This window comes from Enterobacter cloacae complex sp., from assembly GCF_900322725.1.
GTDB classification, from domain to species: domain Bacteria; phylum Pseudomonadota; class Gammaproteobacteria; order Enterobacterales; family Enterobacteriaceae; genus Enterobacter; species Enterobacter quasihormaechei.
In genome coordinates, this window is record NZ_LT991957.1 from 990,447 (window position 1) to 1,011,701 (window position 21,255).

A 21,255-nucleotide genomic window follows, 5' to 3' on the forward strand; every position below is an offset into this window, starting at 1 on the left:
ATACCGTCTCAGGATCTGATAATATCGTCCCGTCTGAGCAGGTCTAATAATTGGCTTACTAAATTTGTTACCAATTGTTGGCCTTCCAGATGAATCTCAGGGGATTCAGGCGCTTCGTAAACCGCGTCAATCCCGGTGAAGTTTCGCAGCTCTCCCGCGCGGGCTTTTTTGTACAGTCCTTTTGGATCGCGCGCTTCGCAGATCTCAAGCGGCGTATCCACAAACACCTCAATGAAGCGATTCTGCCCCACGCGCTCACGCACCATCTGACGTTCAGCGCGGTGCGGCGAGATAAACGCCGTCAGCACCACCAGCCCGGCATCCGCCATCAGGCTGGCGACCTCTCCCACCCGACGAATATTCTCTTTGCGGTCGTCATCGCTGAACCCCAAATCACTGCACAGGCCGTGACGCACGTTGTCGCCATCCAGCAGATAGGTGCTTACTCCCTGCTGATGCAACGCCTCTTCCAGGGCGCCTGCCACCGTGGATTTACCGGAGCCAGACAGCCCGGTAAACCACAGCACAACCCCACGGTGACCGTGGAGCTGTTCGCGCTGGGCGACGGTGACCGGATGAGGATGCCAGACGACGTTCTCATCATGGGCAGCCATTACTTGCCTCCCAGCAGATCGCGTGCGCCCCAGTGCGGGAAGTGCTTACGCACCAGCGCGTTCAGCTCCAGCTCAAACGCGCTAAACTCAGAGGCCACGGCAGCCTGCGCGTTTGGCTCGCGCACCATCCCGGCACCGACGGTGACGTTCGTCAGTCGGTCGATGAAGATCAGCCCGCCCGTCACCGGGTTCTGCTGATACGGATCCAGCACCAGCGGCTCGTCGAAGGTCAGGTCCACCAGGCCAATACCGTTCAACGGCAGCTCGCTCACGTCACGGTGGGTCAGGTTGTTGATGTCCACCTGGAACTGAATGCCGTCCACGCGGGCACGGGTTTTCTTCCCGGCAATTTTCATATCGTAGCTCTGGCCTGCGGTCAGCGGCTGTTCCGCCATCCACACCACGTCCACGGACGCGCCCTGCACCGCCGCCAGCGTTTCCTGCGCGTCAACCAGCAGATCGCCACGGCTGATATCAATCTCGTCTTTCAGTACCAGCGTCACCGCTTCACCTGCCCCGGCTTCGTCCAGATCGCCATCAAAGGTAACAATACGGGCAATGGACGATTCCACGCCGGACGGCAGCACCTTCACGCGCTGGCCCACGTTGACGGAGCCGGACGCAATGGTGCCCGAGAAGCCGCGGAAATCGAGATTCGGGCGGTTAACGTACTGCACCGGGAAGCGCATCGGCTGGGTCTCAACCACGCGCTGAATTTCAACGGTTTCCAGCACTTCCAGCAGCGTTGGGCCGCTGTACCACGGCATCTTCGCGCTCTGAGAGGCGACGTTATCCCCTTCCAGCGCCGAGAGCGGCACGAAGCGAATATCCAGGTTGCCCGGCAGCTGTTCTGCAAAGGTCAGGTAGCTCTGGCGGATCTCGTCGAATCGCGCTTCGCTATAGTCCACCAGGTCCATTTTATTGACCGCCACCACCAGGTGTTTGATCCCCAGCAGCGTAGAGATAAAGCTGTGACGACGGGTCTGATCCAGCACGCCTTTGCGGGCGTCGATCAGCAGGATCGCCAGGTCGCAGGTGGAGGCGCCGGTTGCCATGTTGCGGGTGTACTGTTCGTGCCCCGGGGTGTCGGCGATAATAAACTTGCGCTTCTCGGTGGAGAAGTAGCGATAGGCCACATCAATGGTGATGCCCTGCTCACGCTCCGCCTGCAAGCCGTCCACCAGCAGCGCCAGATCGAGTTTTTCGCCCTGGGTACCATGACGTTTACTGTCGTTGTGCAGGGAAGAGAGCTGATCTTCGTAAATCTGGCGCGTGTCGTGCAGCAGACGACCAATCAGGGTACTTTTCCCGTCATCAACGCTGCCGCAGGTCAGGAAACGCAGCAGGCTTTTATACTGTTGGGCGCGCAGATAAGCTTCCACGCCGCCTTCATCGGCAATTTGTTGGGCAATAGTCGTGTTCATGGCGGCTCCTTAGAAATAACCCTGACGTTTCTTCAGCTCCATGGAGCCTGCCTGGTCGCGGTCAATCACGCGGCCCTGTCGCTCACTGGTGGTCGACACCAGCATCTCCTCGATGATCTCCGGCAGCGTCTGCGCGTTCGATTCCACCGCGCCGGTCAACGGCCAGCAGCCGAGAGTACGGAAACGGACCATCTGTTTCTTGATCACTTCGCCCGGCTGTAAATCAATACGATCGTCGTCGATCATCATCAGCATGCCGTCGCGCTCCAGCACCGGGCGCTCGGCGGCCAGATACAGCGGAACGATTTCAATATTTTCCAGATAGATGTACTGCCAGATATCCAGCTCGGTCCAGTTGGAGAGCGGGAAGACGCGAATGCTTTCGCCCTTGTTGATCTGGCCGTTGTAGTTGTGCCACAGCTCCGGGCGCTGGTTTTTCGGGTCCCAGCGGTGGAAGCGGTCGCGGAAGGAGTAGATTCGCTCCTTGGCGCGGGATTTCTCCTCGTCGCGGCGCGCGCCGCCGAAGGCCGCGTCGAAACCGTATTTATTCAGCGCCTGCTTCAGCCCTTCGGTTTTCATGATGTCGGTATGCTTGGCGCTGCCGTGCACGAACGGGTTAATGCCCATCGCCACCCCTTCCGGGTTTTTGTGCACCAGCAGCTCGCAGCCGTAGGCTTTGGCGGTACGGTCGCGGAACTCGTACATCTCGCGGAATTTCCAGCCGGTATCCACGTGCAGCAGCGGGAACGGCAGCGTGCCCGGATAAAACGCTTTACGCGCCAGGTGCAGCATGACGCTGGAATCTTTACCGATGGAATACATCATCACCGGGTTAGAAAACTCTGCGGCCACTTCGCGGATAATATGGATACTTTCCGCTTCAAGCTGCCGCAGGTGAGTCAGTCGTTTTTGGTCCATAACCGTTCCTTAAGCCAAATTGATAACAGAAGACCCGAAGCCTTCTGTGTCGGTTGTGTGCTGGAACCAGGCGAGCGTGCTGTGCAGCTGCACCACTTCTCCCACCACGATCAGGGCGGGCATCGGGGCATCTTTCGCCAGGGTTGCAAGGTCTTGTAATGTGCCGATAGCGACGTGCTGATCGACGCGTGTTCCGCGGGAAATCACGGCTACCGGCGTCGTCGCATCGCGACCGTGCTGAATAAGCTGTTCGCTGATGTCTGCCGCCTTCATCGTGCCCATATAAATCGCCAGCGTTTGTCGACTCTGGGCCAGATGCGACCAGTCAAACGGCGTGCTGTCGGCTTTATAGTGCCCGGTCACGAAGGTTACGCTCTGGGCGTAATCGCGATGGGTTAGCGGAATACCGGCATAGGCGGTGACGGCAGATGCCGCCGTAATGCCGGGGACCACCTGAAACGGAACGCCCGCTTCGGCTGCCGCCTGCAATTCTTCGCCACCACGTCCGAAGATAAACGGGTCACCCCCTTTCAGGCGCACCACGGTCTTGCCCGCTTTCGCGGCGGCAATCAGCATCTGGTTAGTGTCGTGCTGCGGCACGGAGTGCTCGCCGGCGCGTTTGCCGACGCAAATTTGCTCCGCGTCCCGGCGGATCAGCTCGCGGATGCCGTCGGTGACCAGGTGGTCGTAGAACACCACGTCCGCATCCTGAAGCACCTGGAGGCCACGCAGCGTCAGCAGCCCGGCATCGCCCGGCCCGGCGCCCACCAGAATGATCTCCCCGCCCGTACTGCCGGGGTTATCCAGCTCGTCCTCGAGGACTTGCTGCGCCGCCTTCTCGTTGCCGGCATGCATCAGGCTGGCAAAGCGTCCGCGAAAAACGCGCTCCCAGAAGCGGCGGCGTTCCGCCACGCTGGTGAGACGGGTTTTCAGGTGGCTGCGCCAGTAGCTGGCTTTCTCCGCCATGCGTCCGAGGCTGGTTGGCAGCAGCGCTTCGATTTTTTCCCGCAGCACGCGCGCCAGCACCGGTGCGGTACCGCCGGAGGAGATCGCCACCAGCAGCGGCGAGCGATCAACAATCGACGGGAAGATAAATGAACACAGCGGCTGGTCGTCTACCACGTTAACCAGACGGTGACGGGCCTGGGCGGCGTCGGAGATGCGGCGATTGAGCGCCCGATCTTCGGTTGCCGCAATGACCAGCACCACGCTGTCTATCTGTGACGCTTCAAAATCCGCCTCTTCTACGACCTGCACCTGCGCCCCTGCGCGCTGCAAAAACGCGATTTTGCGATCGGCAATTTCACCCGTCCCGACAACCAGTACCGGTCGGTCTTTCAGGGCGGCAAAAAGGGGGAGATAGTCCACAGGCAACAACTCGCTAACAACAAGGAATAAGGGGACTATAGGGGGCGGCTTAGATCGAATGAAATTACGAATTGGAATGAGTAGTTACTCAATGGAATAACGCCGTGGAAAAGCAAATATCAAAAAGTGCTTAACACGCGAAATTTCGGGCATTTAAGAGCAATTCAAATTGTGTCTACCCGATCACAGTTTCATACTATGCGGGTTAAAATTTTGCTCTGTTTTTAAGGACTCACTATGTTTTCCGCAATGCGCCACCGATTCGTTGCCCTGGCGCTCGGCGTTTGCTTTATCCTTCCGGCTCAGGCAAAAAATCAATCTTACGGTGAAATAGCCAGTATGCAGGCACGGCATATTGCGACTGTCTTTCCGGGCCGCATGACCGGCACCCCAGCCGAAATGCTCTCGGCAGACTATATTCGTCAGCAGTTTGCGGATATGGGCTACGAAAGCAACATTCGCGCTTTTCACAGCCGCTACATCTTTACCTCACGGAATAAAACGCAAAACTGGCATAACGTGACCGGCAGCACGGTGATTGCGGCGCATGAGGGGAAAGCGGCTGAGCAGATTATCATCATGGCGCATCTTGATACCTACGCCCCGATGAGCGACGCCGATATTGACAATAACCTCGGCGGGTTGACGCTTCAGGGGCTGGATGACAATGCGGCAGGGCTGGGCGTCATGCTTGAGCTGGCCGAACGGCTGAAGAATATTCCAACGGAATACAGCATTCGCTTTGTGGCGACCAGCGGCGAAGAAGAAGGAAAACTCGGCGCTGAGAATCTCCTCAAACGTATGAGCCCTGCGGAGAAGAAAAATACGCTGTTAGTGATTAACCTCGATAATCTGATCGTTGGCGATAAGCTCTATTTTAATAGCGGACAGAGCACGCCGAGCAGCGTGCGTAAACTCACCCGCGACCGCGCGCTGGCGCTTGCCCGTTCGCATGGCGTCTATGCCGCGACAAACCCGGGCGGTAATCCGGATTATCCAAAAGGCACGGGCTGCTGTAATGACGGTGAAGTGTTTGATAAGGCCGGCATCCCGGTGCTGTACGTCGAGGCGACGAACTGGACGCTGGGCAAAAAGGACGGCTATCAGCAGCGCGCCAAATCAAAGGCGTTCCCGAACGGGACCAGCTGGCATGACGTGCGGCTGGATAATCAGCAGCACATTGATAAAACGCTGCCGCAGCGGATTGAGCACCGCAGCCGGGATGTCGTGAAAGTGATGCTGCCGCTGGTGAAGGAGCTGGCGAAAGCGGGCAAAGCCTGATGTCGTTAAGCCCGGTGGCGGTTACGCCTTACCGGGCCTACGTTTCGTGCCGTTATAGGCCCGGTAAGCGCAGCGCCACCGGGCGAAAAAACATTACCCTTCGTGCAGCCCGCACTCGCGCTTCAGCCCAAAGAATCGCGTCTCTTCTTCGGCCATTCCCGGTTCCCATTTGCGCGTGGTGTGCGTATCCCCCACTGACAGGTAGCCCTGATCCCACAGCGGATGGTACTTCAGCCCGTGTTTTTGCAGGTACTGATACACCGTGCGGTTATCCCAGTCGATGATCGGCAGCACTTTGAACACGCCGCGCTGCACAGCCAGTACCGGTAAGGTTGCGCGGCTCCCGGACTGCTCGCGGCGCAGGCCGGCGAACCAGGTCTGGGCGTTCAGCTCTTTCAGCGCCCGGTTCATCGGCTCGACTTTGTTGATTTCATTGTATTTCTCAATGCCCTCAACACCCTGCTCCCACAGCTTGCCGTAACGCGCCTCCTGCCATGCCGCGCTTTCCGTTGCGCGATAAACCTTCAGGTTCAGCCTGAGCTTGTCCGTCAGCTCGTCGATAAACTGGTAGGTCTCCGGGAACAGGTAGCCGGTATCGGTGAGGATCACCGGAATGTCCGGACGGATCTGATTCACCAGATGCAGGCTGACCGCCGCCTGAATGCCAAAGCTCGACGAGAGCACGTAGTCTCCCGGCAGATTTTCCAGCGCCCAGGCCACGCGCCCTTCGGCGTCGAGCTTTTCCAGCTGGGCGTTGGTTTCTGCCAGGGCCAGAATGCGTTCGACTTTTGGCAGCGCATTCAGGGCGTTTAGATCGAGTACGGACATAAGAACCTCGTTTGCCTGTTTCGCCGGGCGGCACTGCGTTTGCCCGGCCTACAAAACCCGTAGGCCCGGTAAGCGAAGCGCCACTGGGCAAAGGATGGATTACTCCCAGAAATCCCGTGCGGGATCGAGCACCGGGCGAATGATACCCGCGCGTACCGTAAAGTCTCCGAAGCCTTCACCCGCTTCGCGCTCTTTTGCCCAGCGCCCGACAAGCACGTCGAGGGAATCGAGAATTTCCGGCTCGGTGATGTTCTCGCGGAACATACGCGGGATGCGCGTGCCGATACGGTTACCGCCCAGGTGCAGGTTATAGCGACCCGGCGCTTTACCCACCAGCCCCAGCTCGGCCAGCATCGCGCGACCACAGCCGTTCGGGCAGCCCGTCACGCGCATAACAATATGCTCGTCCGGAATGCCGTGTTTTTCCAGAATCGCTTCCACTTTGTCGGTGAATGACGGCAGGAAACGCTCGGCTTCGGCCATCGCCAGCGGACAGGTCGGGAACGATACGCAGGCCATGGAGTTTTCACGCTGCGGCTTCAACGCGTTCATCAACCCGTGCTCGCGCGCCAGCTCTTCAATTCTCGCCTTTTCGCTTTCCGGCACGCTGGCGACGATCAGGTTCTGGTTAGCGGTGATACGGAACTCGCCTTTGTGGATCTTCGCGATTTCCAGCAGGCCGGTTTTCAGCGGACGGCCCGGATAATCCAGAATACGTCCGTTTTCGATGAACAGCGTCAGGTGCCAGTTATTGTCGATGCCTTTCACCCAGCCGATGCGATCGCCGCGGCCGGTAAATTCATAAGGGCGGATCGGCTCAAACGTGATCCCCGCACGACGCTCCACTTCCTCTTTGAACGTTTCAACGCCCACGCGCTCCAGAGTGTACTTGGTTTTCGCGTTTTTACGGTCGGTACGGTTACCCCAGTCGCGCTGGGTAGTGACCACCGCTTCCGCCACGGCCAGGGTGTGCTCCAGCGGCAGGAAACCGAACTCGGTCGCGGTGCGGGCGTAGGTTTTCTTGTTACCGTGCTCGATGGACAAACCGCCGCCCACCAGCAGGTTAAAGCCGATCAGCTTGCCGTTTTCCGCAATCGCCACGAAGTTCATGTCGTTGGCGTGCAGATCGATGTCGTTCTGCGGCGGGATCACCACCGTGGTTTTGAACTTACGCGGCAGATAGGTCTGGCCGAGGATCGGCTCCTCATCGGTGGTGGCGACTTTTTCCTGATCGAGCCAGATCTCCGCGTAGGCGCGGGTGCGCGGCAGCAGGTGCTCGGAAATTTTCTTCGCCCACTCATACGCTTCGGCGTGCAGCTCGGACTCGTACGGGTTCGAGGTGCAGAGCACGTTACGGTTCATGTCGTTGGCGGTCGCCAGCGCGTCCAGGCCCACGGAGTGCAGCATCTGGTGAACCGGCTTCACGTTCTTCTTCAGAATGCCGTGGAACTGGAAGGTCTGACGGTTGGTCAGGCGGATGCTGCCGTAAATCGTGTTGTCATGGGCAAACTTGTCGATCGCCTGCCACTGTTTCGTGGTGATGATCCCACCCGGCAGACGACAGCGCAGCAGCATTGCGTGACGCGGCTCCAGCTTCTGTTCAGCACGCTCGGCGCGGATATCGCGGTCGTCCTGCTGGTACATCCCGTGGAAACGGATCAGCAGGAAGTTGTCACCTTTAAAACCGCCGGTCAGGCCGTCATTCAAATCTTCGGCAATGGTACCGCGCAGGTAGTTGCTCTCTACCTTCATGCGCTCGGCATCAGTCAGTTTGCCTTCGACCACCAGTGGGCCAGGATGTTTTTCGCTCATTAGTAGACATCTCGCTGATAACGGCGCTCTACGCGCAGCTCACTTAAAAATTCATCCGCCGTTTCGGCATCCATACCGCCGAATTCGGCAATCACTTCCAGCAGTGCCTGCTCAACGTCCTTCGCCATGCGATTGGCGTCGCCGCAGACATAAATGTGGGCACCGTCATTGATCCAGCGCCACAGCTCTGCGCCCTGCTCGCGCAGTTTGTCTTGTACGTAGACTTTTTCTTTCTGATCGCGGGACCAGGCCAGATCGATGCGGGTCAGCACGCCGTCTTTGACGTAGCGCTGCCACTCCACCTGGTAGAGGAAATCTTCGGTAAAGTGCGGGTTGCCGAAGAACAGCCAGTTTTTACCCGGTGCGCCGTCTGCCGCACGCTGCTGCATGAAGGCGCGGAACGGCGCGATGCCGGTGCCCGGACCAATCATGATCACCGGCGTTTCCGGGTTCGCCGGCAGGCGGAAGTTGTCGTTGTGCTCGATAAAGACGCGCACCTCGCCCTCTTCTTCCACGCGGTCGGCAAGGAAGCTCGACGCCCCGCCCGCCCGCGCGCGGCCTTCGATATCGTAACGCACCACGCCGACGGTGATGTGGACTTCGCTTTCCACTTCAGCCTGAGAGGAGGCGATGGAGTAAAGGCGCGGCGTCAGCGGACGCAGCAGGCCAATCAGCGCGTCGGCATCCAGCTGTGCCGGGGAGAAACGCACCATATCGACAATCGGGGTTGTCGCGGCGTAATGCTGTAACTTCGCCTTGTCCCCCACCAGCGGCAGGAGGGACTCGCTGCGCGTTAAGGTGGCGTAGTTTTCCACGATGTTAGCGGTATTAACCGTCAGTTCGAAATGCCACTGGAGCGCCTCGGAAAGCGGCAGCGTTTTGCCTTCAACGGAGACCGGCTCGGTGCCTTTCAGCCACAGCAGCTCGACGAGCTCTTGCACCAGCGCCGGATCGTTCTGATACCAGACGCCCAGCGCGTCGCCAGGCTGATAGCGCACGCCGGCATCGCCAAGATCGATCTCAATATGGCGCACGTCTTTTTCCGAATCACGTCCTGTGATTTTCTGGTTCACCGACAGGCTCGCCGTCAGCGGACTCTCTTTGGTGTAAGGGCTGGTGTGGATCTCGTTGACGGTGCCCGCTGCGGTAACGGCAGCCTGCGCCGGCGTCTCTTTCGGGACGCGGGCTTTCAGCACCTCAACGATGCGCGCGCGCCATTCGGCAGCGGCGGCCTGGTATTCCACATCAGCGTCTACGCGATCCAGCAGGCGCTCGGCGCCCAGCTCCGCCAGCTTGCTGTCGAAGTCTTTACCGGACTGGCAGAAGAATTCATAGGACGTATCGCCGAGGCCGAACACGGCAAAGGCCGTGCCCTCCAGCTTTGGCGCTTTTTTCGAGAACAGGAACTTGTGCAGCGCGACGGCTTCTTCCGCAGGCTCACCTTCCCCCTGCGTTGAGGCGACAACCACCAGCAGCTTTTCTGACGCGATTTGTTTGAATTTATAATCCCCGGCGTTCACCAGGTTTACGTTCAGCTTCGCGGCGAGCAGGTCATCACGCAGCGCTTCGGCCACGCGACGAGCATTGCCCGTTTGCGAGGCAGAGATCAGCGTGATGGCAGGAATTTCAACGGCAGTTGGCGGTACGCCAGCCACGGCACCCGGCTGCTGGTTCAGCATTCCCCAGAAATAGCCGGAAACCCAGGCGAGCTGGGTGGGTGAAAAATCGGAAGTCGCGGCCTGTAGGCGCGCCAGCTGCTCCGGGTTTAGGGGAAGCAAATTTGAAGGTGGGGCCTGTGTTGTCATGCGTCGTTATGTTCCAGTAGCAAAGCGGACTTTAAGCGAATAAATCCAAACTGAAGATAAGGTTAACGGCGGGGATAATAACAATTAAAGAAGGGATGGAAATAATAAATAACCAAATGGACTAACCTGTTTTAGTTATCGTTCTTAACGATAAAAGCGATTAAATAAATAATTGAAATAAAAGAACTAAAGCCGATAAACGCCGGGAATACAAGGCGGTGACCGTTCAGAGCCGTTTTAGTTAATGATAAAAATTGTGCTTTCCGGTACTATGCGGCGGTTTTTTCCGCATTCCTGAGAGCTATGATGTCCACCACACTGTTTAAAGATTTCACCTTCGAAGCCGCACACCACCTTCCACACGTTCCTGCCGGGCACAAATGTGGCCGCCTGCACGGACATTCGTTTATGGTGCGTCTTGAAATCACCGGTGAAGTCGATCCCCATACGGGCTGGATCATGGACTTCGCCGAACTGAAAGCCGCGTTTAAGCCGACCTACGATCGTCTTGATCACTACTATCTGAATGATATTCCGGGCCTTGAAAACCCAACCAGCGAAGTGCTGGCGAAATGGATTTGGGATCAGATGAAGCCGCTGGTGCCGCTGCTGAGCGCGGTCATGATTAAAGAGACCTGTACCGCAGGCTGCGTCTATCGCGGGGAGTGAATCTCCTCCGTGTCGCCCTCAAGCGGCACGAGCGGCGTAAACTCGTAGAGCACCAGCGCATTACTCTCCAGTGATTCCGTCATTTGCCAGCCGTCAAAAAGGCGTTCATCGCGTACAGAAAGCGTTGGACGCGCTTTATGGGCTATCCAGCGCCACATCTCTTCGTCAGGGCCGCTTTCGCTGCCGATACCTTCAAGCAATGGATAGAGCGCGCCGTTGTGCCGATCAAAAAGATGGCACTTGATTCGCCATTTCCCGCGCATTCCCTTCAGGTGTAAATGATACTGCTGGCGAAAGCGCTGGATGAAGGCTTCTTCACTGGAAAGGAGCGGATTAAAAACCACCACATTGCGCAGCAGCAGCTGGTAACCATTGTGATGGCGCGTGAGCAGAACACGCCCGTCGTTTACCAGCACCTCGCCCCGCAGACGTTGCCAGAGCCAGAGTACCCAATAAACAGGACGCGGCAGACCATGGTTATACTGTAGCGCAAGGCTTGATGTATCAATAGTGTCGTTCGCGCGGGCTTCGCCCTGAAGACCCGAATCTAGCCAGAATCCCGCCAGCCAGACCTGCTCCGAAAGTCCGATCAGGTTTTGCATCAGCAGCGCCCCCCGAAAAAACCAGCCGTTTGTTGCCCGCGTACTGCCGGTGAGGGTATTCCAGGAGAGAAGCCAGACCGGAAGCGAACATTTGCGCAGGCGAAGGGCGGCGAGGATCTGGCGGATCTTCAGTATCGGGTAATTCTCCGTGGAGGAGAGATCGTTTGGCTCCCCCTGCGCCGGATCGAGAAGTTCATTGGCATCGGCCGAACAGGCAAGAAAATCGGCCTGCATCAGAATGGCTGAGCTGAACAGGGTATCGTCGCCCACGCCCGCGTTGACGGGTGAAAATCGGTGCCATAAACCAAACTTTGCCTGCGGAAGCCAGGTTCGTATTACCTTTTGCTGCGCCAGCCAGACCTGTTCCCGGGCCTCCTCACTCGCCTGGGCTGACCAGTGCATCACAAAGTGCCAGCCCGCGGTGACCTCTGGCGAAAAATGATTAACTGACCGGTGTAAAAAGCGGGTAAGAAGATCGCGACGGGTCGTTACGCCGGTGTGGAGCAGTACCGTCCACTGTTTTTTCGCCAGCCAGGTGAAGATCTGATGCAGATTGTACCAGCAGGCGTAGCCCGCCCGCTGCGCGTCATCCCACCCTGCGGCAAACAGACGGCTGCTCAGAAAAGGCTCGGCGATATCAATGCCCTCAATGGTCAGGGTTTCACCGATGGCCTCCAGATTATGACGAACGTCCTCACGCAGCAAATCGTCGAGCTCGCGCAGGGTAATGACCACCCGCATACGGCGCAGCGAGGCGGAGAGAGGGTTAAGCAGCTCCAGATCCAGCCTCTGCTCCTGCTGCGGGTGAACGATGAGCGGCGAGGATCCCCAGCCGCGCGCCTCCGGTTCATTGAGCAGGCTGAACAGCTTGTCCACGGGGACCGGATGATGCAGCTCACGCCTGTCCGTACGAACGCGTGCGGCCTCCGGGTGCTGGCGTCGGGCCTTACGAAACTCACCCGGGGACATATTGTATGCATGCCGAAACCGATCGCTCATCATGCGCGTGCTGGCGAACCCCTGCTCAAGCGCAATCTGGTGCAGCGGCCGATTGGTCAGGCGCAGAGCATCAGCCGCCTTTTCCAGCCGCAGGGCGGTGATGTACTGCATGAAACTGCTCCCCACCTCCTTTCGAAAGAGACGAGAAAGCCAGGCTTCAGAGACATATTCACTCGCGGCGATTTCCGCAAGCGTAATGCGGCGGGTATAACTGGCATTGATTCGCTCTATCACCCGGGCGATGCGTTTACTGTGCACAGAGGAAAGTTCACGGGGCAGCATACGGGCGGGCTGCTGAAACCGGCTGGTCAGCAACAGTAATATCTCGCTCAGCCAGCGGTACGCCTCCAGCCGGTAGCGGTGCGGATCGTTGATGAGCGTGACCACCAAGAGCTGGCGCAACAGATCGCGAAGTGCATCGCACTGCGGCCAGACGCCTCCGGCTTCTGCCGGTACGGCATAATCATGGGCAAAAAAATCCTTGCAGAGCTGGACGACCCAGCGCCCGGCAAGGGTCACGCGCAGGGTGACGTTGGCCGTTTCACTCGTGAACTGCCAGCGCCGGTGACGGTTGATGATGGCAAGGCTATTGGCCTCCAGGATCTCACGCCCCACATCGGTGCTCAGCTCTGCCCGCCCTTCCAGCACCCAAAGCAACGTCAGCGTATCGCCTTCATCCTCCACGCACTGGCGAATGTCCTGAATCTCTACCCGGAATTCATCTCCCCGCTGCTCCATCCTCTTCCTCACCAAAGACAAATAATGACCTGCTCTTTTTTGTCATAACTGAATTGTATGAAAAACAATCAAAACAAAACCGTCGATTTACAACAAAAAAGGGCATTTTCAGGCGGTACGATCGTCATAGACTCGAAATTATCACCGTTTGGCATAAAAGGGATAACAAAAATGACACATCCAATCATCGAAGCCCTGCGCGGCAATGAAGCTCAGTTCACTGAACTACGCCGCTATTTTCATCAGCATCCTGAAATTGGTTTTGAAGAGCGCAACACCAGCGATCGCGTGGCGGCGCTGCTCCAGGAATGGGGTTATGAGGTCCATCGAGGCCTGGCCAAAACCGGCGTGGTCGGCACGCTGAAGGTGGGTAACGGGCATAAACGCCTGGGCCTGCGCGCCGATATGGACGCACTGCCAATGCAGGAAAACAGCGGCAAGGCGTGGAGCAGCACCGATGAAGGTAAGTTCCACGGCTGCGGTCATGACGGCCACACCACTACGCTCCTGTATGCAGCGGAGTACCTGGCGCGCACCCGCAATTTTAACGGCACGCTGCACCTTATTTTTCAGCCGGCGGAAGAGCTTCTGTATGGCGGACGCGTCATGCTGGAGGATGGCTTGTTTGACCTGTTCCCCTGCGACCATATTTTTGGCCTTCACAATATGCCGTCACAGCCCGTCGGAAAAATTGGTCTGCGCGATGGCGCCATGATGGCCTCTTCCGACACCCTACATATTGAGGTTAACGGCGTGGGTGGTCACGGCGCGGTGCCAGAACATACCGTTGATGCCACTCTGGTTGCCTGCCATATCACTGTCGCTTTGCAGTCGGTTGTTTCGCGCAACATCACCCCCTTCCAGCCTGCCGTCGTTACCGTAGGCAGCATTCAGGCCGGGCACGCGCCCAACATTATCAACGACAAAGTATTGATGAAACTGACCGTGCGCACGCTGGATGAACGCGTGCGGCAAACCGTGCTACAGCGCATCCACGATATTGCCGTTGCGCAGGCAGAAAGCTTCAATGCTACGGCCACCATCCGTCACATTAACGGCAGCCCGGTGCTGAAAAACAATCCGCAAGCCAACGAGATGGTGCGCAGCGTCGCCACCGATCTGTTCGGTCAGGATTCCGTCGCGGAGGTGAATGCGTTTATGGGCAGCGAGGACTTTGCATTCATGCTCGAGAAAAATCCCAATGGGTGCTATTTCACGCTTGGCGCCGGGGATGAGCCTGACCGCTGCATGGTGCATAACCCGGGCTACGACTTTAACGACAACATTCTCCTCACCGGCGCGGCGCTGTGGGCCGCACTGACCGAACACTATCTGCGCTGATTCGCACCTTCCCGGGAGGGCACATTATGAGTACCGTTTCCCTGACAGGCACCTCCGCCTACGCCGGTAACGATCGGCTGCTGGCCGGTATCGTCATGAGCGTTCTGACATTCTGGCTCTTTGCCCAGTCAGTTATCAACGTTGTTCCGGCCATGCAGAATAGCCTCGATATTGCCCTCGAAACCCTCACGCTCGCCGTCAGCCTGAGCGCGTTGTTCAGCGGCTGCTTCGTCGTTGCCTGCGGTGGGTTTGCCGATAAGTTTGGGCGCGTGCGCCTGACCATGACGGGCCTGTTCCTGAGCATTATCGGGAGCGGTCTGCTGTTCATTTCATGGGAGCCCGTCCTGTTTCTGTTGGGAAGAGCGATACAGGGGCTGTCAGCGGCCTGCATCATGCCCGCCACGCTGGCGCTGATTAAGACCTGGTATGACGGTAAAGCACGCCAACGCGCCATCAGCTTTTGGGTTATCGGCTCCTGGGGCGGCAGTGGCCTGAGCTCGTTTGTGGGGGGTGCCATCGCCACCACGCTGGGCTGGCGCTGGATTTTTATTTTCTCCATGGTGGTGGCTCTGGCCGCGCTATTGCTTATCCGCGCCACCCCGGAAAGCCGCAGCCCTGATGCGTGTCGACACAAGCTGGATATCAGCGGCCTGGTGAGTTTTGTTCTTATGCTGGTGCTCTTTAATCTGTTTATCAGCAAAGGACACGGCTGGGGCTGGAGCAGTGGTGTATCGCTTCTGGTGCTGTCTGGCGCAGTGATTGCACTGATGTGCTTTGTCATTACCGGACGACGGAAAGGCGATGCGGCGCTGATTGACTTTGCCCTGTTTAAAAACCGGGCCTACAGCGCCTCGGTATGCTCAAACTTCCTGCTCAACGGCTGCATTGGCACCATGATGATCGCCAGCATCTGGTTACAGCAAGGGCATCATCTGTCACCGCTACAGACCGGCATGATGACGCTGGGGTATCTGGTCACCGTACTGGCGATGATCCGGGTGGGTGAAAAATTGCTTCAGCGCTACGGCGCGAGGCTGCCGATGATGACCGGCCCGCTGCTGACCGCAACGGGTATCACGTTAATTTCATGCACCTTTTTAAGCAAAGAGGTCTACATCGTCACCGTTTTTCTGAGCAACATTTTATTCGGGCTGGGGCTAGGATGTTACGCCACGCCCTCAACGGACACGGCGGTGATGAATGCGCCTGAAAATAAGGTGGGCGTAGCTTCAGGGATCTATAAGATGGGCAGCTCTCTGGGCGGGGCTATGGGTATTGCGGTCACCGCATCGCTGTACGCCCTGTGGCTGCCGATGGGAGCGGCCAGCGCCGCGCAGTATGCCTTACTTTTCAACAGTGCGATTTGCCTTGGGTCGGCCGTCGTGACCTGGGCATTACTGCCAAAGTCAAAAGCCCCGCGTTAAGCGGGGCCACGGAAACATCAGGCAATGTTCAGATATTTGTGCGTCTGCATCGACAGCCGCCAGTTGCGGGCGATACAGGTTTCAATGCACAGACGGGTCGCATCGTCTTTCTGGCTGATGGGCTGAAGCGCAATCACGCGCTGCTTTTCGTCCGACAGCGTTGCCAGCAGTTCATCCAGCGCCTCAATGTCGCGCACCCGCCCTACCGGGTGCTTAATTTCATCTGCGCGCTCAAGCGCCTGCGACAGCACGTCGTAACCGCCGCGCATATTCACCTTCGGTGAAACCGTTACCCACGTTGAATGGGAGCAGCGCACTTCATGGGTGCCGCTGGTTTCGATCTGGCAGCTATAGCCGTTCTTTTCGAGCAGCTCGGTGAGCGGCATCAGATCGTGAATGCAGGGTTCCCCGCCGGTGATGACGACGTGGCGCGCCGTCCAGCCCTGACGACCAATAATGGTCAGCAGATCTTCCGCACTGCCCGCCCCCCATTTATCGCTCTCTTTGGTTTTCGCCAGAATGCTGAACAGCGACACTTCCCGATCTGCGAGCTTATCCCACGTATGTTTGGTATCACACCAGGCGCAGCCAACCGGGCATCCCTGTAAACGAATAAAAATAGCGGGAACGCCGGTAAAGTAACCCTCGCCTTGCAGGGTCTGGAACATCTCGTTAATCGGGTACTGCATAATCTTCTCAGTTAAGGGGATAAACGATAAGTATCGCAGATCCCCGCCGGATGATCATGCTCCATCGGTGCTTTGCGCGCCTATCGCTGCCATAAAACGCCCAGTGATTTGCTGTGGCCGGGTGATTGCGCCCCCGACAACCACCGTATGCGCCCCCAGCGCCAGGCATTTTGCCGCACGCTCTGGAGTGTCCACGTTGCCCTCCGCAATCACCGGAACCGTAACGGCCGCCAGCACCGCTTTCAGAAACGCGCAGTCATTCTCCGGAAGCGAATGGCCCGCCGTTTCCGCCGTGTAGCCGTAGAGCGTGGTTCCGATGCAGTCAAAACCAAGCGCCTGCGCGGTCACGGCCTCCTGCACGGTGGAAATATCAGCCATCAGCAGCAGCGAGGGATAACGGGCGCGGATCTGCCCGATCAGCGCCTCCAGAGTCTCCCCGCCGGGACGGTTACGGGCGGTCGCGTCCAGCGCGATGATGTCCGGCGCGACCGCCATCAGCTCATCCACCTCTTTCATCGTCGCGGTGATAAACACCTCGCTATCGGGATAGTCCCGCTTGATGATGCCGATCACCGGCAGCGAAACCAGCCCTTTGATCGCCTCAATGTCCACCACGCTGTTGGCGCGGATCGCAGCGGCCCCGCCCTGCGCCGCCGCCAGCGCCATTCGCGACATAATAAACGGGCTGTGTAAGGGTTCGTTTTCCAGCGCCTGACAGGAGACAACCAGCTTCCCCTTCAGGGTATTCAGTACAGTTTTCATTACGATAACATCTCTTCCACTTCGTTCCTGATGATGGTGACGTGCGGGCCATAGATGACCTGAACGCCGTTACCTCGTACGATGACGCCGCGCGCGCCGGTCGCTTTCAGGGCCGCTTCATTCACCCTGCTGCCCTCTTTTACCGTGACGCGAAGCCGCGTGGCGCAGCAGTCAACGTCCTCGAGATTGTCTTTGCCGCCCAGCCCGGCGATCACCGCTGCGGCGCGCTCGCTTTGCGGTAAGGCTTCGGCGTCGGCCACCGCTTCCCTTTCACGGCCCGGCGTGGCGAAATCAAAGCGGTTAATCAGATAGCGGAAGGTAACGTAGTAGAGGAAGAACCACGGCACGCCCACCAGCGGGACGAACATCCAGTTGGTTTTCGCCTCCCCCTGCAAAATGCCGAACAGCACAAAGTCAATAAAGCCGCCGGAGAAGGTTTGCCCGATGGTGATATGCAGCATGTGCGCGAGCATAAACGCCAGCCCGTCAAACAGCGCATGAATGACGTACAGCACCGGCGCAATAAACAGGAATGAGAACTCGATGGGCTCGGTAATGCCCGTCAGGAAAGAGGTTAACGCCGCTGACAGCAGCAGCCCGGCAACGCGCTTTTTGTTCTCGGGTTTAGCCGTGTGGTACATCGCCAGGCAGGCGCCGAGCAGGCCAAACATCATCGTGATAAAGCGCCCGGACATGAAGCGCGACGTGCCCTCATAGAAGTGCTGGGTGTTCGGGTCGGCGAGCTGAGCGAAGAAGATCCGCTGCGTCCCCTCAACCAGGTGTCCGTTAACGATTTCACTGCCGCCAAGCGCGGTGGTCCAGAACGGCAGATAAAAGATGTGGTGCAGACCAAACGGGCCAAGCATGCGCAGGATAAAACCGTACAGCAGGGTGCCCAGATAGCCGGTGGCGTCCACCAGACCGCCGAGGCCAAAGATCAGCTTCTGGAAGTGCGGCCAGACAACGGTCATGAGCGCCCCGACGAGTATCGCCGCCAGCGAGCTGATAATCGGAACAAAGCGCGAGCCGCCAAAGAAGCCCAGGAACTGCGGAAGCGCGATTTTGTTAAACCGATGGTGCAGCGCGCAAGTTACCAGACCAATAACCACGCCGCCAAACACGCCGGTTTCCAGCGTCTGAATGCCCAGCGTCATACCCTGCCCTGCGGCACCCGGATTTTCAAGGGCCAGCTTTCCGGTCAGGATCAGCAGGGCGTTGATGGTGGCGTTCATCACCAGAAACGCGAGCAGGGCCGCCAGCCCCGCCGTGCCTTTATCGTTTTTCGCTAACCCAACGGCAACCCCAACGGCGAACAGTACGGACAGGTTCGCAAACACAATCGAACCCGCACTGCTCATGATGGTGAAGATGGCCTGTAGCCAGCCCACGTTTAAAAATGGGTAGGCCGTGAGGGTATTGGGGTTCGACAGCGCACCGCCGATCCCCAGTAATAGCCCCGCCGCCGGCAAAACGGCGATGGGCAGCATAAACGATTTGCCGAAGCGCTGCGCTTTTTCAAACCATCCGCCGGAAGAAGCGCCGCTGAACATGTGCATCATTTTTTTCATCCCCTGGTGTAATGATGAAAATTTTTATCACAATAAAAATTAAAAGTGAAAATTATCATCACAAATCCAGGAGGCGGATCATACTTTTTCGAAATCGCTGGCATCTCTCCCCCGCTTTCCGCCACACTAGTCGACAGAGAAACGCATTAAGGATCTAGCATGTCAGACCATGAAAACCTGCTGCTGAAGTTACGCCAGGAGGCTTCCGGGTACAGCCCGACGCAACAAAAGCTGGGGGAGTTTGTTCTTAACGATCCTGCGCGGGTGCTGTATTTGACGATCACCGAGCTGGCGCGCGAAAGTCACACCAGCGAAGCCAGCGTGACGCGCCTGTGCCGGACGCTGGGCTGTAAGGGATATAACGAATTTAAAATGGCGCTGGCGCTGGATATTCAGCAGGGCCAGCCCGCACGTCAGGCCGGGGATGAAATCGATAACGTCGTGGATGAATCCGTGCAGGCGCTACAGGATACCGCCAGGCTCCTCGACAGAGCGCTGCTGGAAAAGTCCGCGCAGGCGCTGCATCAGGCGCGGTCGGTGCAGATTTACGGGGTGGCCGCCAGCGCGATCCTCGGGGAATATCTGCATTACAAGCTCCTGCGGCTGGGCAAACCCGCGCAGCTGTTTAGCGATATGCATCGCGCGGCCATGAATGCGGCAACGCTGTCTGACGAGACGCTGGTGGTCGCTATCTCAAGTTCGGGATCGACCCGCGATTTACTCCATGTCGTGAAGCTAGCCCGCAAGCGCGGCGTGCAGGTGCTGGCGCTCAGCAATACGCCACGCAGCCCGCTGGCGTCCCTCAGCGATATGCAGCTGGTTGCGGCAAAGCCCGAGGGGCCGCTGAGCGCGGGTGCGCTGAATGCCAAAGTTGGCGTCATGCTGCTTATCGAGCTGCTTACCACTTCCCTTATCGCCATCGATGGCCGTTACGGCGAGGTGAGTCAGCAAACGGCCAGCGCAACGCTGCCGCTTCTGTTATAGAAAACAAAAAACCCGCCGAAGCGGGTTTTTTTATTGAAATGAAAGCTCGGGCTTATGCCTGACCTTTGATCTCTTTACGGCCGTTGTATGGTGCTTTTTCGCCCAGCGCTTCTTCGATACGAATCAGCTGGTTGTATTTAGCAACACGGTCAGAACGGCTCATAGAACCGGTTTTGATCTGGCCAGCAGCGGTACCCACAGCCAGGTCGGCAATGGTCGCGTCTTCAGTTTCGCCAGAACGGTGAGAGATAACAGCGGTGTAGCCAGCGTCTTTCGCCATTTTGATCGCAGCCAGCGTTTCGGTCAGAGAACCGATCTGGTTGAATTTGATCAGGATGGAGTTAACGATGCCTTTCTCGATGCCTTCTTTCAGGATCTTGGTGTTGGTTACGAACAGATCGTCACCAACCAGCTGGATTTTGTCGCCCAGTACTTTGGTCTGGTATGCGAAACCATCCCAGTCAGACTCGTCCAGACCGTCTTCGATAGACACGATTGGGTACTGTTTGGTCAGGTCTTCCAGGAAGTGAGTGAACTCTTCGGAGGTGAACGCTTTGTTGCCTTCGCCAGCCAGAACGTATTTACCGTCTTTGTAGAATTCAGATGCTGCACAGTCCATCGCCAGGGTGATGTCTTTGCCCAGCTCGTAGCCTGCTGCTTTAACCGCTTCAGCGATAACAGCCAGCGCTTCTGCGTTAGAACCCAGGTTTGGCGCGTAGCCACCTTCGTCACCAACAGCAGTGTTCATACCTTTAGCTTTCAGAACTTTAGCCAGGTTGTGGAACACTTCAGAACCCATACGAACCGCTTCTTTCAGGGTTTTCGCGCCAACTGGCTGAATCATGAATTCCTGAATATCAACGTTGTTGTCTGCGTGCTCACCACCGTTGATGATGTTCATCATTGGTACAGGCATGGAGTATTTGCCTGGGGTGCCGTTCAGTTCAGCGATGTGCTCGAACAGTGGCATACCTTTAGCAGCCGCGGCTGCTTTGGCGTTCGCCAGGGAAACCGCCAGGATTGCGTTCGCACCGAAGTTAGATTTGTTTTCAGTACCGTCCAGATCGATCATGATCTTGTCGATGCCAGCCTGATCTTTGGCATCTTTGCCAATGATAGCCTGAGCAATAGGACCGTTAACAGCGCCAACCGCTTTCAGTACGCCTTTGCCCATGAAACGGGATTTGTCGCCATCACGCAGTTCCAGCGCTTCGCGGGAACCTGTAGAAGCACCTGATGGAGCTGCTGCCATACCGACGAAACCACCTTCCAGATGAACTTCGGCTTCAACGGTCGGGTTACCACGGGAGTCGATGATTTCACGACCGATGACTTTAACGATTTTGGACATTAGATTTTCCTCAGTACAAGTTAAACTAAAACTCCAGACAAACAACGCGTACCAGGGGTACGCGTTGCCGTTCTAACT

At 57.6% G+C, this 21,255-nt stretch carries 17 protein-coding genes; 5 read left to right on the top strand and 12 right to left on the bottom strand.

Annotated features, from left to right (window positions below):
- Window positions 1–8 precede the first annotated feature (8 nt).
- The 4 genes from cysC to cysG are packed head-to-tail and all read right to left on the bottom strand — an operon-like array spanning window position 9 to window position 4,324.
- A complete protein-coding gene (cysC, locus tag DBR02_RS05100; protein WP_063451890.1) occupies window positions 9–614 on the bottom strand; it encodes an adenylyl-sulfate kinase in 606 nt (201 codons plus the stop codon).
- Window positions 614–2,038: a sulfate adenylyltransferase subunit CysN gene (gene cysN, locus DBR02_RS05105; protein WP_107533613.1), complete on the bottom strand. Its 1,425-nt coding sequence runs from the start codon at window positions 2,036–2,038 to the stop codon at window positions 614–616. Before cysN ends, cysC begins: the two co-directional genes overlap by 1 nt.
- A 9-nt stretch (window positions 2,039–2,047) precedes the next feature.
- Window positions 2,048–2,956 carry a sulfate adenylyltransferase subunit CysD gene (cysD, locus tag DBR02_RS05110; RefSeq protein WP_008499613.1) on the bottom strand — a complete coding sequence of 303 codons (909 nt, stop codon included), beginning with the start codon at window positions 2,954–2,956 and terminating at the stop codon, window positions 2,048–2,050.
- Window positions 2,957–2,965: 9 nt separating this feature from the next.
- Window positions 2,966–4,324 carry a siroheme synthase CysG gene (cysG, locus tag DBR02_RS05115; protein ID WP_107533614.1) on the bottom strand — a complete coding sequence of 453 codons (1,359 nt, stop codon included), beginning with the start codon at window positions 4,322–4,324 and terminating at the stop codon, window positions 2,966–2,968.
- Between the two features lie 237 nt (window positions 4,325–4,561).
- On the opposite strand from cysG, the gene DBR02_RS05120 reads away from it, so the two are divergent.
- Window positions 4,562–5,605, top strand: a complete 1,044-nt coding sequence (locus DBR02_RS05120; RefSeq protein ID WP_107533615.1) for an aminopeptidase — start codon at window positions 4,562–4,564, stop codon at window positions 5,603–5,605.
- Window positions 5,606–5,698: 93 nt separating this feature from the next.
- On the opposite strand, the gene cysH is transcribed toward DBR02_RS05120, so the two are convergent.
- The 3 genes from cysH to cysJ all read right to left on the bottom strand — a co-directional run bounded on the left by cysH (window position 5,699) and on the right by cysJ (window position 10,050).
- Window positions 5,699–6,433, bottom strand: a complete 735-nt coding sequence (gene cysH / locus DBR02_RS05125; protein ID WP_003862694.1) for a phosphoadenosine phosphosulfate reductase — start codon at window positions 6,431–6,433, stop codon at window positions 5,699–5,701.
- A 99-nt stretch (window positions 6,434–6,532) separates the two neighbouring features.
- Window positions 6,533–8,245 (bottom strand): assimilatory sulfite reductase (NADPH) hemoprotein subunit, encoded by a 1,713-nt coding sequence (gene cysI / locus DBR02_RS05130; protein WP_107533616.1) that lies wholly within the window; start codon window positions 8,243–8,245, stop codon window positions 6,533–6,535.
- Window positions 8,245–10,050, bottom strand: coding sequence for an NADPH-dependent assimilatory sulfite reductase flavoprotein subunit (gene cysJ / locus DBR02_RS05135; protein WP_107533617.1), 1,806 nt, complete (start codon window positions 10,048–10,050; stop codon window positions 8,245–8,247). The genes cysI and cysJ overlap by 1 nt, the downstream gene beginning before the upstream one ends.
- Before the next feature lie 303 nt (window positions 10,051–10,353).
- On the opposite strand from cysJ, the gene queD reads away from it, so the two are divergent.
- The gene (queD, locus tag DBR02_RS05140) at window positions 10,354–10,719 is read left to right on the top strand and encodes a 6-carboxytetrahydropterin synthase QueD (RefSeq protein ID WP_006811776.1); all 366 of its coding nucleotides are present in this window, start codon (window positions 10,354–10,356) and stop codon (window positions 10,717–10,719) included.
- Here queD and DBR02_RS05145 read toward each other — a convergent pair.
- Entirely contained in the window at window positions 10,704–13,058 is a 2,355-nt protein-coding gene (locus tag DBR02_RS05145; RefSeq protein ID WP_107533618.1) for a helix-turn-helix domain-containing protein, read from the bottom strand. The two genes, queD and DBR02_RS05145, sit on opposite strands and share 16 nt — an antisense overlap.
- A gap of 171 nt (window positions 13,059–13,229) precedes the next feature.
- Between DBR02_RS05145 and DBR02_RS05150 the strand changes: the two genes are divergently transcribed.
- Together DBR02_RS05150 and DBR02_RS05155 are read left to right on the top strand one after the other, a co-directional pair.
- Complete coding sequence (locus DBR02_RS05150; protein WP_107533619.1) at window positions 13,230–14,399, top strand: M20 aminoacylase family protein; 1,170 nt, start codon at window positions 13,230–13,232, stop codon at window positions 14,397–14,399.
- 26 nt (window positions 14,400–14,425) lie between these two features.
- Complete coding sequence (locus tag DBR02_RS05155; protein ID WP_107533620.1) at window positions 14,426–15,823, top strand: MFS transporter; 1,398 nt, start codon at window positions 14,426–14,428, stop codon at window positions 15,821–15,823.
- 17 nt (window positions 15,824–15,840) lie between these two features.
- Here DBR02_RS05155 and queE read toward each other — a convergent pair whose 3' ends face one another.
- From queE to DBR02_RS05170, 3 genes are read right to left on the bottom strand one after another with little or no spacing between them, the layout of a single operon-like run.
- Window positions 15,841–16,512: a 7-carboxy-7-deazaguanine synthase QueE gene (gene queE / locus DBR02_RS05160; RefSeq protein WP_107533621.1), complete on the bottom strand. Its 672-nt coding sequence runs from the start codon at window positions 16,510–16,512 to the stop codon at window positions 15,841–15,843.
- Window positions 16,513–16,566: 54 nt separating this feature from the next.
- Window positions 16,567–17,274 carry an N-acetylmannosamine-6-phosphate 2-epimerase gene (locus DBR02_RS05165; protein WP_107533622.1) on the bottom strand — a complete coding sequence of 236 codons (708 nt, stop codon included), beginning with the start codon at window positions 17,272–17,274 and terminating at the stop codon, window positions 16,567–16,569.
- Window positions 17,274–18,833, bottom strand: coding sequence for a PTS transporter subunit EIIC (locus DBR02_RS05170; protein ID WP_063451901.1), 1,560 nt, complete (start codon window positions 18,831–18,833; stop codon window positions 17,274–17,276). The genes DBR02_RS05165 and DBR02_RS05170 overlap by 1 nt, the downstream gene beginning before the upstream one ends.
- A gap of 168 nt (window positions 18,834–19,001) precedes the next feature.
- Between DBR02_RS05170 and DBR02_RS05175 the strand changes: the two genes are divergently transcribed.
- On the top strand, window positions 19,002–19,826 hold the full coding sequence (locus DBR02_RS05175; RefSeq protein WP_107533623.1) for a MurR/RpiR family transcriptional regulator: 825 nt from the start codon (window positions 19,002–19,004) through the stop codon (window positions 19,824–19,826).
- Window positions 19,827–19,878: 52 nt separating this feature from the next.
- Here the strand turns inward: DBR02_RS05175 and eno are convergent, their stop codons facing one another.
- Window positions 19,879–21,177, bottom strand: coding sequence for a phosphopyruvate hydratase (eno, locus tag DBR02_RS05180; RefSeq protein WP_013098515.1), 1,299 nt, complete (start codon window positions 21,175–21,177; stop codon window positions 19,879–19,881).
- Between the last annotated feature and the right edge of the window lie 78 nt (window positions 21,178–21,255).